10 protein-coding genes are annotated in these 12882 nt (G+C 51.8%); 3 read left to right on the forward strand and 7 right to left on the reverse strand.

Translation table 11 applies throughout. The features are described from left to right. Window positions 1-47: 47 nt before the first annotated feature. The 3 genes from ACERJC_RS13275 to ACERJC_RS13285 form a co-directional block, all read right to left on the reverse strand. On the reverse strand, window positions 48-812 hold the full coding sequence (locus ACERJC_RS13275) for an SDR family NAD(P)-dependent oxidoreductase (protein ID WP_152402237.1): 765 nt from the start codon (window positions 810-812) through the stop codon (window positions 48-50). Between the two features lie 118 nt (window positions 813-930). Next, window positions 931-2805, reverse strand: a complete 1875-nt coding sequence (locus tag ACERJC_RS13280; RefSeq protein ID WP_046486785.1) for a TRAP transporter large permease — start codon at window positions 2803-2805, stop codon at window positions 931-933. A gap of 73 nt (window positions 2806-2878) precedes the next feature. Further along, complete coding sequence (locus ACERJC_RS13285) at window positions 2879-3922, reverse strand: TRAP transporter substrate-binding protein (protein WP_178826956.1); 1044 nt, start codon at window positions 3920-3922, stop codon at window positions 2879-2881. 450 nt (window positions 3923-4372) lie between these two features. Between ACERJC_RS13285 and cuyB the strand changes: the two genes are divergently transcribed. After that, complete coding sequence (gene cuyB / locus ACERJC_RS13290) at window positions 4373-5107, forward strand: cysteate racemase (protein ID WP_286632241.1); 735 nt, start codon at window positions 4373-4375, stop codon at window positions 5105-5107. 7 nt (window positions 5108-5114) lie between these two features. Here cuyB and hypT read toward each other — a convergent pair whose 3' ends face one another. The 4 genes from hypT to ACERJC_RS13310 all read right to left on the reverse strand — a co-directional run bounded on the left by hypT (window position 5115) and on the right by ACERJC_RS13310 (window position 8417). After that, window positions 5115-6023 (reverse strand): hypochlorite stress DNA-binding transcriptional regulator HypT, encoded by a 909-nt coding sequence (gene hypT, locus ACERJC_RS13295; protein ID WP_152402243.1) that lies wholly within the window; start codon window positions 6021-6023, stop codon window positions 5115-5117. Window positions 6024-6093: 70 nt separating this feature from the next. Further along, window positions 6094-7260, reverse strand: a complete 1167-nt coding sequence (iadA, locus tag ACERJC_RS13300; protein WP_371895152.1) for a beta-aspartyl-peptidase — start codon at window positions 7258-7260, stop codon at window positions 6094-6096. 12 nt (window positions 7261-7272) lie between these two features. After that, the gene (locus ACERJC_RS13305; protein ID WP_152402246.1) at window positions 7273-7734 is read right to left on the reverse strand and encodes a YjiG family protein; all 462 of its coding nucleotides are present in this window, start codon (window positions 7732-7734) and stop codon (window positions 7273-7275) included. Next, window positions 7731-8417, reverse strand: coding sequence for a nucleoside recognition domain-containing protein (locus ACERJC_RS13310; RefSeq protein ID WP_152402248.1), 687 nt, complete (start codon window positions 8415-8417; stop codon window positions 7731-7733). The genes ACERJC_RS13305 and ACERJC_RS13310 overlap by 4 nt, the downstream gene beginning before the upstream one ends. 459 nt (window positions 8418-8876) lie before the next feature. Here ACERJC_RS13310 and evgA point away from each other — a divergent pair, with 459 nt between their 5' ends. Together evgA and ACERJC_RS13320 are read left to right on the forward strand one after the other, a co-directional pair. After that, the gene (gene evgA / locus ACERJC_RS13315; RefSeq protein WP_373671862.1) at window positions 8877-9506 is read left to right on the forward strand and encodes an acid-sensing system DNA-binding response regulator EvgA; all 630 of its coding nucleotides are present in this window, start codon (window positions 8877-8879) and stop codon (window positions 9504-9506) included. Further along, entirely contained in the window at window positions 9503-12688 is a 3186-nt protein-coding gene (locus ACERJC_RS13320; protein WP_373671863.1) for an ATP-binding protein, read from the forward strand. Before evgA ends, ACERJC_RS13320 begins: the two co-directional genes overlap by 4 nt. Window positions 12689-12882: the final 194 nt, after the last annotated feature.

Consider the following 12882-nt stretch of genomic DNA (forward strand, 5'->3'; position numbering starts at 1 on the left):
ATGTCATACCTTTTTAAAACTGGCGGGCTTGATTGCCCGCCACATTTTTATGCCCGGTAAATACCGCCGTTAATGTCAATGGTTGCGCCGGAAACGAAACCGTCATATTCAGAGGCGAGGAAACAGATGACCCTTGCCACATCTTCCGGCGTACCCGCTCTTCCCAAAGGAATTGCCTGGATGGTCTGGTCGGCAGAGGCCTGCGTGGTGTGTTGATTATGAAAACGCGTGCCCAGAATCAGCCCTGGGGCAACGGCATTGACGCGGATGCCGTGTTCACCGAGTTCTGCGGCGAGCGAGCGTGTCCAGGTCAGCACCGCGCCTTTGGTGGTGGAATACACCAGAGAACCCGCGTGGCCGCCGGAACGCCCGGCCAGAGAGGCCAGGTTGACGATACTGGCGCCTTCTGGCGCGGCTTTCAGCCACGGTAATGCCTGCTGAGTGACATTCAGCATCGTCGTCATATTGACATCGATAACGGTGCGCCAGAAATGTGGCTCAATCTCGCCCAGCCATTTGCGGGCAATAATGCCGCCGACGTTATTGACCAGAATATCGATACCGCCGAGAAATTCCGCCGCCTGCGCCACACAGCGGGCCGCATCTTCTTCATCGGTTAAATCGGCGAAACCACAGGCCGCCCGACAGCCCTGTTGTTCGGCGAGGGCGATTAATTCCCGTGGGCCTTCTTCGCCACTGAAATAATGAATATAGATATCGCATCCCGCTTCAATCAGTTTTCTCGCACTCTCTTTACCAATGCCTTGTTCTGCACCCGTAATAAATGCTTTTTTACCCGTTAATAATCCCATTTCATACTCCCGTTATTCATATTTAAAACGGCATCAGGCGATGACGTAACATCGTTTTGCCGTTTTTTACGCGTGGATATCCCTGCCACCTGAATGTGGCAAATACAGAACTTAATTATCAGTAGCCGGCCAGTCCAGGCAGCCAGGTGGTTAACGGTGGCGCCATGGCGACAATAATGATGCCGACAAAAATCACCGCCAGATATTTCGCCATAGGTCTGATGACGTGTTTCATTTCCACTCCGCAAATCGCGCAGGTGGTGTACAAACCCAGGCCGATCGGGGGTGAAAACAGACCAAAGCCCATCGCCATGATCATCACAATGCCAAAGTGCAGCGGGTTAAAGCCAAGCTGAATTGCAATCGGCACCAGAATAGGGGCGAAGATGATCAGCGCAGGCGCACCTTCGAGAACCGCACCAAAGATGATCAGAATGACAATGGTTAACATCAGGAACAGCCAGGCACCTTGCTCCATACCAATTCCCACCAGCAGTTCAGCGATCTGCTGCGGGATCATCTGAATGGTCAGGGCATAAGAGAGGCTGGTTGCACAGGCCACGATGAACAGCAGAACGCCGGACATCGCCGCGATATCAACGAACATTTTAACCGTGGCTTTCAGCGTCAGTTCACCAAACGCCAGGCGACCCACCACAATGGCGTAGATAACCGCGAAGGCGGAAATTTCTGTGGAGGTGGCGATCCCCATCATGACGCCACGACCAATCATGAAGATCATGACCAGGCCAACAGCGGCACCCAGGTAAAGCTGAGTTCTCGGGCGTAATACCGGGTAGGCTTCGCTGACGTTAATTTTTCCGCCGAAACGGTTGGCGGCAACCATTAACAGCACCAGCAGGCAGGCCGCAGGCACCAGGCCGGCGATGAACAACGCCCCGATGGAAATATTCGCGACAAAGCCCATCACAATCAGGTTCACGCAGGGAGGAATGGTCTCCGCCATCACTGCGGAGGCGGCAAATACCCCGGCGGCTTCTTCGCTATCCTGCTTCGCACGGCGTACCGCTGGCATTAACACCCCGCCGACGGCCGCTACATCCGCCAGTTTGGAACCGGAGATGCCGGAGAAAAAGGCCATCGATAGCACGGTTGTCATGTTCAGACCGCCGCGAAACCGTCCCATACCGCGCACAATCAGTTCGACCAGTCGCGTGGACATGCCGTTGATTTCCATCGCCGCACCGGCGAGCAAGAAGAACGGAATCGCCAACAGAACAAAGTGGTCAACGCCCGCCGCCACCTGCTGAGAGAAAAAGACAAAGGGCAGGGAAGGGTCGCAGATGAAAAAGACCATTGCGGACATGCCGAGCGTGAAGGCGATAGGCACGCCGGCCAGAATGCCGAGCACGAAGCAAATCAGCATCAGGCCCGCCGCTGCGCTGGCAGGATCGGCCATCAGCGACAGTTTCAGATAACCCAGCGCCGCCAGCACCAGGATCCCAACACCGCTGAGCAACACCACTTTGGCGCGTTCATGCAGGGCATGTTCCAGCGCGGCCACCATCATAACGACGGAGCCGATTAACACCGGGATCACGTAGATGGTCTGCGGCAGGCCCGTCTCGGTGGTTTGCAATCGCGCGGCCTGTACCAGGTCATAACTGGAAATCACCAGCCCGACGGAGACCAGAAACAGGATCCAGCGACTGGCATGGATAACGTAAGGGCGAACGCTTTCAGGCAGGAAGCGTAAGAACAGATCGACACCAATGTGTCCGCCTCTGCCCGTTGAGGTGGCAACGCCAAAAAAGACCAGCGCAATCATCAGCGCTCGCGCCACTTCTTCCGCCCAGTGGATCGGTGAATGCAGGGCGTAACGCCAGATCACCGAAGCGAATACCACCAGCACGTTGATAAACAGCACCAGCGCCCCGGCCCACGACGTTAAGGTTGTCAAAAATCGACTCAGCCGCCCCAACAGCGTCAACAAAGTATTTTCATCCTTTGTTTTCATCGAGATATCTGCCATGGTGAACTCCTTTCATGGTTTGTTTGGGCAACATCGCCGACCCGCGAAATTCCGCAGGCCGACGATGCACGGCTTATGGCTTGTCGCTCGGCGCCGCAGCGCTGATCTCGTCCACCATAGGTTTCAGATCCGGGTATTTATCAAGGAAGGTTTTCCAGACAGGCTGTACGGCCTGCGCGAAGAACGCGCGATCGGTTTCCCGGAAAGTGACGCCTTTGGCCTCCAGGTTTTTAATTGCTTCCAGCTCTTTCTGGCTGGCCTGCTGGCGTTCGTATTCCGTGGCTTCTTTCGCAGCGGCCAGCACGTCGGCACGTAATGATTCCGGGATCTGCTCGAAGCTCTTCTTGTTCATGGCAATCATCAGTGGGTTATAGCTATGGCGGGTCAGCGTGCCATTCTTGATGATTTCATAATATTTGCTGGCGTAGATGGTGGGCGCATCATGCTCGACGCCATCGATCACGCCCATTTGCAGGCTGGAATAGACTTCCCCGCCCGGCATTGGAATCGCTACCGCTCCCATGTGATTCAGCGTGGCGATAAAGTTAGGCACCGGCAGAACGCGGATTTTCAGATTCTTTAAATCCTCAGGTTTTTCAATCGCCTTCTTGGTGTAGACGTTGCGCGCGCCGAGGTTATAGCCATAACCCAACACCATCACGTTCGCTTTATCCATCATCAACTTAGAAAGCTGTTCGCCGGCTTTGCCGTCCAGCGCTTTCCCGACCTGGTCATAGTCTTTAAACAAATAACCCAGATCCAGAACACCGACTTCAGGGACCAGCGTGGCCCAGATTGAGGTGCCTGAAATCATCATGTTAATGGCACCGATACGGACCTGCTGTGTGGCATCGGCTTCTTTTCCCAGCATGGCGTTGGCGAAATAATTAAGCTTAATCTGTCCTTTTAACTTCTCGTTTTTATTCAGGTTTTCCTGGAATCGATTGAACCAAATATAGTGCGCAGAGGAGTCATCTCCTGGCAGAGACGAGTAAACACGAAAATTGATTGCTGCCTGTGCTGAAGCGCTCAGCACACTGCCTGCAATCAGGGCGCTACTGAGGCAAGCGAGTGCCAGAAAACGTCTGGCTGAACGAAACGGTGTTGTTTTCATCATGATTATCCTTTCTCACAGTGTAGAGGTCGCGATAACGCCATCTGGCAAGGCTGACACGGCCAGCTGGTTTAACGAAAAAGTCGCTGAATCTGTTTTCTGTAACGTTTTAGTGTAACGTTACAGACGCTATCCGACTCACTGTGCAAATGCAATATGCTTCCTTTCATCAACGCCAGTGATATGTGAATTTTGTGGCGGGCATCGCTAATTTGCGGGTGGGTGTTACAAAACCGAAACGGGGTGTTCGCTGTTTAGTCACTGTTTAGCGGCGCAAGGCTCAGAAACCGGTCCTTCGCAGACAGCCGAAGGCGCTGTCAGCCGTCTGTGTAAACAGATTCGCGTCTGTCAGGCGATAACTTTTACGCATAGCGGCTAAGAAAATGGCATTTTTTACATATGCATCAAGCTGATAGTGTCATTTGAAATAGCAGAGAAAGAGCGGTGCGGGTAATGAAACATACCATTGGGATTCTGGGCGGCATGGGGCCTGCTGCAACGGCGGATATGCTGGAAAAATTTGTTGAACTGCGCAGCGCCAGCTGCGATCAGCAGCATATTCCGCTAATCGTTAGCTCAATTCCTGACATTCCCGATCGTACAGCCTGCCTGCTTTCTGGCGGTCCCTCTCCCTGGCACTATCTTGAGCGTTATCTGCACATGCTGGAAGATGCGGGGGCTGAATGTATCGTCATACCTTGCAACACTGCGCACTACTGGTTTGATGATTTACGGGCAGTGGCAAAGGCGGAAATGATCAGCATTCTGGATGCCACGCTGAGTGATATTCCTTCCGGCGTGACCCGCGTCGGCCTGCTGGCAACGAATGCCACGCTGGCGACGGGGTTGTACCAGAAAAAAATGATTGCGCAGGGACTCTCTTTGGTTCAGCCGGAAGAAACCGGTCAGGAGCAGGTGATGCAGGCCATTTACGCCTTGAAAAGCGGCGATAAATCCGCAGCGCAAAGGTTGCTGTTTCCCCAAATTGAGCGACTGGTTTCCCACGGGGCGCAGATAATTATTATGGGCTGCACCGAGATCCCGTTAATTGTGGCCGGGCATGAGAACAAATTTGGGCGCCGGTTTATTGATTCAACCGCGTCTCTGGTTAACGCCGCTATTCGTTGGTATGAGTCATGGCCGGATACGCAGGTGGATGAGCCTGTGCAACAGGTTGCCTGCGTGTGAATGGCGATCAGGGGACCGTATGCAGGTGATGCAACTCCTTCCAGAACCGTTCCGCCAGGGGAGTCATCCGCGTATCCATCCGGTAAGCATAGGCCTGGATAGGAATAATTAACGCGTCCTGGTCCAGCACGACGAGCTGTTTACTCCGAATCTCCTGACGAATCGCGTACTCCGGGAGCCAGGCGATTCCACAACCGTCCAGCGCAACCTGTTTAAGCAATTCACTCATCGAAGAGACAAAAAATGTGCTGAAACTCAGCTCGGTATGACGGGTCAACGTTCGGTTGATAAGCCGCCCCATGTAGGAGTTCTGGCTATAGTTGAGCAGCGGGAAAGAGGGTTGGTCGAGTGTGTATCGCGGTTTTCCGTTCGCATCGCTTGCGCAGACGGGAAACAGTTGCGACTCGAACAGGGGAATATTGGCAAACGGAGGCTGGAGCAGGTTTTCATCATAATAAGAGAAGATGAAATCACTTTGTCCTTCCCGCAACATATCTACTGCCTGATCGACATCGATCGCTTCAACTGACCAGGTAAACTGGGTTGGCATCTGGCTGACGATACCGGGTAACAACCCCAGAGAGAGGGAGTGTGCCGCGGCAATCTTGATTTTACGCAGCATGAAATCGCTGCCGCCACGCAGCTCAGCCAGGTTGCTTTCCAGCTGTTGTAGCAAATGACGTATCTGAGAGTGAAAGATTTTTCCCTGCTCGGAGAGCTGCAGCGGCGAGACCTGACGATTGAACAATTCAACCCCTACCGCGTTTTCCAGTGCGCGAATACGGCGGCTGAACGCGGGTTGCGAGACATTACGGATAATCGCGGCCTGGGAGAAATTTCGGCACTTTTCCAGTGTCAGAAAGTCATACAGCCATTTCGTTTCAATGTTATACAAACCTGCACCACTCACATCCATTTATCATCACCTGTCAGCCGTCTGTCTGCGCCATTTTACGGGCATTCACACGGCTGACAACCGATTGAGCTTACTCGAAGGTACCCTTCACGCAGGCTTTACCGTCAACCACCATTTGTTTGCCGTGAGCATAAACCTGCTCAATACCTAATTCTGGTGTCATAACCAGCAGATCGGCATCCTTCCCTGGCGCGATTTCGCCTTTAGTGGAAAGGTTAAGAAAGGCAGCCACACTGGTCGTCAGCGGACGCAGTGCGTCGGTCAGGGTAAATCCGTGATCGTTTATTAGCGATTGTACGGTCTCAAGCAAACTCTCGAAGCCCGCCACGCCAATTCCGGTGAGTTTTCCGGCATCATCAAACAACGGCTGGCTACCATTACCATCAGAACTGACTGTTATCCGGGCAAGCGGTATACCGGCTTTCACTGCCCGAGCCACACCCTCAGCCGGTGCGACCGGATCGGGAATACCGCTGGTGATATCGATGGTGCCGCCTTTGAGAGCAAAGGCCAGCGCTTCTTCGAACAGCGCCTCATTGCGGTTAACGTGGGTGGGAAGCAGCTTGCTCATCGGCACATCGCTATTTTCCAGAATGTCGTACAGCGGTTTGAGCCCCTTTTTGCTGTCGCCCATATGGAACACGCTGACCCCCGGTTTGCCGCCCAGCAGGCCACCCACGCGGGATTCAGCGGCCATGTTTGCCAGTTGATAATCGCCAGGGGCGGCAGAGCGGTGGTCAGAGACGGCGCATTTTACGCCGATGACGCGGTCGATCAGCGCCACATCTTTTTCTACGGAACCGGTGATCGTTGGTGAAGGGACATGATAAGCGCCGGTTAACATCCAGGCGGTGATCCCTTCTTCATTCAGTGCCCGGGTTTTTGCCAGCAGTGATTCCGGATGACGAGTCACGGAGTCGGTGCCGAGTAGGCCAATGACGGTCGTGACCCCGGCTTCGGTCAGTCTGCTCAACCTGACTTCTGGCGTTCGGGTTGTGGGGCCGGCCTCGCCGCCGCCGCCAATCAGGTGAACATGCTGATCGATAAAGCCAGGACACAGAATCCGTCCCTTGAGATTGATAACCTTACAATCCGGCACGATCTGAGGAGAGATATCGCGTGCTACGGCAATAATCTTGCCGTTGGCGAGAAACACGTCGCAAATCCCCTGATCTTCAGGAGTGTAAAGGTGTGCGCCCTGCAGCAACGTAAATTCTGCAAAGGATAAATCAGGCATGGTAATTCCCTTTTAAACAATGAGTTGCATAACCCAAATCGACAGCAATGCGTTGATGGCGCACACTGCAATGATGTGGGGATAATATTTGGCATTCACTTCGGCGGTACCGAGGCAGCGGCCTACGTTCTGCACTGGGTTACCCATCAGGTATATCGCCGGGAGCAGAACCGTGACGTCGTGACCATTTAATGCCCCCGCCGTGAGCAGACTGGCGGAAACGCCTACCGCGCCGCCCATGCTCATTAGCGACGCTAACAGCACGGTGGCCGCTTCACCAGGAAGCCCCCACAGCGCCATGATCGGTTGGCAAATGTGTCCAACCCAGTCGAGTAAACCGGTAATTTTCAGCGCCTGAATAATGACGAACGCCATGACCACGTTTGGCAGCAGGTTAGTGGTGGCAATAGTAAAGCCGCGGCGGGCACCGTCGATAAACATGTCCATGACATTTTTGCGAACCTGAGTGGTCATGCTTGTGCTCCTTGCGTTGGGTTACGGCGTTCTTCAAAATTGATCCACAGACGTAGCAGATTGGCACCGACAAATTTAAACACCAGAATGACGGCCAGCGGGACGATAACAGACGTTCCCAGAAATGCGAAGACGGCGACGCCAGAGGAAAAATAGTTGGTAATAATCGCGCTACCGCTGGTCTGGTATGCCGCAAAAATGACTTTATCACGCTCAGTGATTTCGCCATCCTGCGCCAGTTCTTTTGTCATACCCGCAGCCGCATCGGTATTTTGTAAGTTCGCGATGAGCGCCAGCGAGCAGATGCCCGGAATGCCAAGCAGCGGCTTCAGGATTGGCGTCATCAGTTGTTGAGCCGCACGCAATCCGCCAAGACCGTCGGTGATAGAAATAATGCCCAGTGACAAAATGACTGATGGCGCGAGCTCCAGTGCGAAAAGAAAACCATCTTTTGCGCCAGTACCACCCGCCCCCCGGAAGGTTACAGACGTTTGTCCAGCCCCATTCGCGATTTGGCCAAATGAACCGTTCAGCACGGTAAAATCAAAAACACGCCACCAACCTTCCGTTCCGGAAAATACGCCGGAAAAGAAAATGATGGTCAGAAAAAATGCCAGATACCCTTTAAGTCCGACTTTTTCTGTTGCAAGCGGCAGCGCCGCCTGTTCCCCTTGTTGCGCCATAGCGAACCCCGTTATTTTTTTGATGATGTGTGTTTGTCGCGACAGGCCAGAAGTGGCCCGAACTCAATGACCTTATCAGTCATGGGGATATGGGGAAAATGCAAGAATGTTTCGCGCTATGCGTTTCTTGCATAATGCGGCAGGAAGCGTGGGCATGAAACCCCCCGTCTGTTTCCGTCTGGTTTTAATGTTGCCGGTAATTTCGCCCTCCGTTCTTGTAACGAGAGTCAATACAACGGCATGCTTCCCGGCATGCGAAAGCCGCAGTCATCGCGATCGCGTATGCGTGAGCATCCGATACCTTATTTTTAAATATATTCAGCTGAACAGAGCGGGGAACTGACGAAAACAGTGAATGACTCCTCATGACAAAGGGTAATGTAGGGGATAATCTGCCGTATCGTTTACGCTATTCTTAGTGACATAGCGTGTTTATGCATCATGGTCTTCGGGGGAATTATGAGTGGAATGCGTTCCCGCACGGCAATTATTGTGGACGATCATCCTCTGGCGCGTATGGCTATTCGCGGTGTGCTGGAAAAAGATCACATTACGGTTCTCGGAGAGTATGAAGACGGTGCGATTGCGTTGAAGAGTCTGGTAAAAACGACAGCGGATATTGTCGTTATTGACGTTGAGATCCCCGGCATCAATGGCGTCGAACTGGTGGAAAGGCTCAGATCGGAACGCTATTGCGGTGTGTTAATTGTCGTCTCAGCGAAAAACGATCGTTACTTCAGCAAACGTTGCGCGCAGGCGGGGGCGAACGCGTTTATCAGTAAAAAGCAGAACATGGATAACATTCTGGCGGCTATTAATGCCGCGCAGAATGGGTATACCTATTTTCCATTTTTCTACGAAAAAGCCTCCGAAATCCTTACCGATTCGCAGCGTCTGGAGTCCCTCTCAGCACAAGAGATGAAAGTCATGGGACATGTGCTTAACGGTCTGGACAATTCGCAAATCGGTGAGGCGATGCATATTAGTGGTAAAACCGTCAGTACTTATAAAACGCGACTGATGGAAAAACTCGGTTGTAAATCATTAATCGAACTGCTCTCTTTTGCTCACCAAAATAAGCTGACATGATGATGAATAAATGGCTGATAGTGGTGTTCATTGTTTTATCTGTAGGTGGACGCACCGTTTACGCACAGCAAAAACCGCCCGTTGAGCTGGAACTATCAGGATTCAATTATATAACGCCTGTACCGGTTTATCTGAGTGAGGATGACAAACGCTGGCTGCAACAGAAAAAAATACTCCGGGTCGGCGTTTATGAACCCGGTCAGCCACCGCTTGTTCTGACAACGCTGACGGGACGTTATCGGGGAATGAATGCTGACTATCTGGCATTGATTCAACATTCCCTTAATACACGAATCAGTGTGATGGTATTTCCGGGGCAAACGGACGCTGTCGACGCGCTAAAAAAGGGCGAAGTCGATATGGTGTTAACCGGGCTGGAGAGTCAATCCTGGAGTGAAGCAGGTATTCAGGTTTCTCTGCCACTGATTCATTCCTGGCCAAATTTAGTGACTTCCCTTGGCAACGTTATGGCGCCGTTGCAGAGCGCGCAACGTACGAGTGTGGCGATTGTTAACCACTATCCGGATGACGATTTTATCCGCCAGTCCTTTCCCGATGCCGAGATAAATAACTATAACAGCTATCAGGAGGCGCTGAATTCCGTTAATAATGGACGCAATACCTGGTTTTTCGGTGATTCACTCACGACCAGTACCTGGCTTTCCCAGGAGTTCAGTCTTGCGCTGACAACGGTAAAGTACTGGCCTGCACCGCAAAGAAAGAGCTACTTTTTATTTTTACCCGCACAGCAACGGTTGCGGGAAATTGTGAACAATACGCTTAGCGCAATTGATGAAAATATCCATGGGCAAATTGCCCAGTCGATGATTGATAAAAGCAATCTCTCCTTCCTGATTGAACCCCTGAACCTGACGCCACGCGAAAAGCAGTGGTTGAATAATCACAAAACGCTACGTGTGATTATCAATCCCTGGTTTGCCCCCTACACGATGGTTGATGGCAGCCAGCAGACGCGAGGTATTGTTGGCGACATCCTTAACTTGATTGGCCTGCAAACGGGTATTCAGTTTGAGACGGTTGTCGTCAAATCGAATAAAGAGATGATCGCTGAGATGAAGAAAGGTAACTGGCATATTGTGCAGGCGGCAACCTATGATCTCAGCCGGGAAAATTATCTCTCTTTTACTCACCCCTTTATCACCACACAATTCGTTGCCGTGATCAGAAAAGAGGAAAGTAAAGAACATGCGCTGCGACCCGGTAATCATGTGGCAATAAGCGCCGATCACACTTTACTGACCAAACTGAAGGCGCAATATTCAGGCATTCTGTGGGAAGAGGTGGAAAATTCCAGCGTGGCGTTGAATCTGGTCGCAACAGGAAAAGTGGATGCCGCCATTTCGAATCAACTGACCGCGCGTTATCTGAGTGAACATTACTATCCCGATCAGCTTTCCTGGATACCGCTTACAGGAGAAGATCCTGCGGCAATTAGTTTTGCGGTGCCCCGCTCTGAACCGGAGCTACGGCAAATTCTGGATAAAGCGTTAGATGATATTCCACAAAAAGAGGTCCTGCAGATAGTCAGTAAATGGATCCGTCTGCCGGATGTCAAAATAGATACCTGGGAGTTATACAACAGGCCTTTTTATCTGGTAGCTACGTTAGCCTCGTTACTGGTACTCAGCACCTTATTATGGGCAGTCTATCTGGTGCGGGAAGTCCGTGTCAGAAAACGTTCTCAACGCTTACTCAAAGAGGAACGGAACAGGGCTCTCAGGGCTAATGAGGAGAAGAGAGAATTTCTTTCTCATATGAGCCATGAGATACGAACCCCGGTAAGCGCCATTATGGGATTTCTTGAATTACTGCAACTTTCTCCTGCGAAGTTTAGCCCGGAAGATAAAGCGTCAGTGGACCAGGCTGCTCAAGCCTCACGTTCGTTATTAAAACTTATCGGCGAGATCCTCGATCTGGAGAAGATCGAATCGGGTTTGTTAGAGGTTGTCCCTCAATGGAAATATCCGGACGGTCTGGTACAAGACAACATTGCGCTATTTAGCGCGCTGGCGGCGCAAAAAGGGATCGCGCTGCATTACGATTCTCGTTTAGATGCACGTGAAGCGATGCGACTGGATCCACAATTACTGGGGCAGGTTCTGACCAATATTATCGGTAATGCGGTGAAATTTACCGAACGCGGTGATGTGCGAATTTCAGCGGAGAAGCATGAGCAAACGCTGGTGATCTCGGTGAGTGATTCCGGGCCGGGGATGAGCGAAGAAGAACAGCGTCGTTTATTCACCGCTTTTAGCCAGGGAAAAGCGGGAGTGCATCATCGTGGTTCGGGGCTTGGATTAGCAATCAGTCGGGCATTACTGAAGCAAATGGGAGGAACAATCGAACTGCAAAGTGAGCTCAATCGGGGAACGACCGTGACGTTGAGCCTGCCAATCCAGACGTCGTTTGATATCACGCCCACCGTTGCGGACGTTGACTCGCCTCTGCCAGCATTTCAAGGAACGCTCCGGGTATTAATCGCTGATGACCTTCCTTTCAGCCGATTACTCCTCAAGCGTCAACTGGCAACACTGGGCATCATGGCGGATGAAGCCGACAACGGAGAGACCGCATTACATTATCTTCAGCAAAGAGATTACGACTTGTTGATTACCGATCTCAATATGCCGGTTATGGAGGGTATTGAGCTTGCCCGCCAGGTTAGAAAATTTAATACGACGCTTGTTATCTGGGGGCTCACGGCAACGGCGCAGGAACACGAGCGCGAACGTTGTTTGTCGGCGGGTATGAATGCCTGTCTTTTCAAACCGATCACGCTGTCGCAGCTTTCTCATTTGCTCTCCGGTGTGAGTGACGCCCACGACACCGTATTTGATCTCGAAAGACTGGCGATGCTGGCGCAAGGGAATCGGGCATTGATGCTTCGCGCATTAAAAGATGCGCAGGTAGAAAATCGCTGCGATTTAACCGCGGCTCATAAAGCCAGTGAGTCTGGTGATTATCGTCTGGTGAAACATCATATTCATCGCATTAACGGGACCGCCCAGCTATTGGGGGTTGAGACCTTGATGACGGCTGCACAGTCTTTGGAGGATAAACTCCCGGATGCTATTACCGCCACAGCACTGTCTGGTGAGCTTGAGCATATCCAGACGCTGCTGGACGAACTGGAGCTCGCAATCGAGAAGTTCACGCCCTAATTCCCCTTCCTACACGTGTAGGCGGTGCCTGACAGAATAATAAGGCACCGCTGATGTTGCTCCAGTGTTAACCAGGTAAAATAAGCCCTGTTCCAACAGAATAAAATTAGTTAATTAAACCTGGTATATTTCCTAAGAAAAATCCATGTTTTTGTTTATTACAAGTTTCAGCTATCAAACATGCTCGGATCATT

The organism is Citrobacter telavivensis (genome assembly GCF_041807075.1).
Lineage (GTDB): Bacteria > Pseudomonadota > Gammaproteobacteria > Enterobacterales > Enterobacteriaceae > Citrobacter_A > Citrobacter_A telavivensis.

What these genes read in the sequence shown, in the direction of transcription:
- ACERJC_RS13275 (WP_152402237.1), bottom strand. Translation starts at nt 812, where the DNA reads ATGGGATTATTAACGGGTAAAAAAGCATTTATTACGGGTGCAGAACAA.
- ACERJC_RS13280 (WP_046486785.1), bottom strand. Translation starts at nt 2,805, where the DNA reads ATGGCAGATATCTCGATGAAAACAAAGGATGAAAATACTTTGTTGACG.
- ACERJC_RS13285 (WP_178826956.1), bottom strand. Translation starts at nt 3,922, where the DNA reads ATGATGAAAACAACACCGTTTCGTTCAGCCAGACGTTTTCTGGCACTC.
- cuyB (WP_286632241.1), top strand. Translation starts at nt 4,373, where the DNA reads ATGAAACATACCATTGGGATTCTGGGCGGCATGGGGCCTGCTGCAACG.
- hypT (WP_152402243.1), bottom strand. Translation starts at nt 6,023, where the DNA reads ATGGATGTGAGTGGTGCAGGTTTGTATAACATTGAAACGAAATGGCTG.
- iadA (WP_371895152.1), bottom strand. Translation starts at nt 7,260, where the DNA reads ATGCCTGATTTATCCTTTGCAGAATTTACGTTGCTGCAGGGCGCACAC.
- ACERJC_RS13305 (WP_152402246.1), bottom strand. Translation starts at nt 7,734, where the DNA reads ATGACCACTCAGGTTCGCAAAAATGTCATGGACATGTTTATCGACGGT.
- ACERJC_RS13310 (WP_152402248.1), bottom strand. Translation starts at nt 8,417, where the DNA reads ATGGCGCAACAAGGGGAACAGGCGGCGCTGCCGCTTGCAACAGAAAAA.
- evgA (WP_373671862.1), top strand. Translation starts at nt 8,877, where the DNA reads ATGAGTGGAATGCGTTCCCGCACGGCAATTATTGTGGACGATCATCCT.
- ACERJC_RS13320 (WP_373671863.1), top strand. Translation starts at nt 9,503, where the DNA reads ATGATGATGAATAAATGGCTGATAGTGGTGTTCATTGTTTTATCTGTA.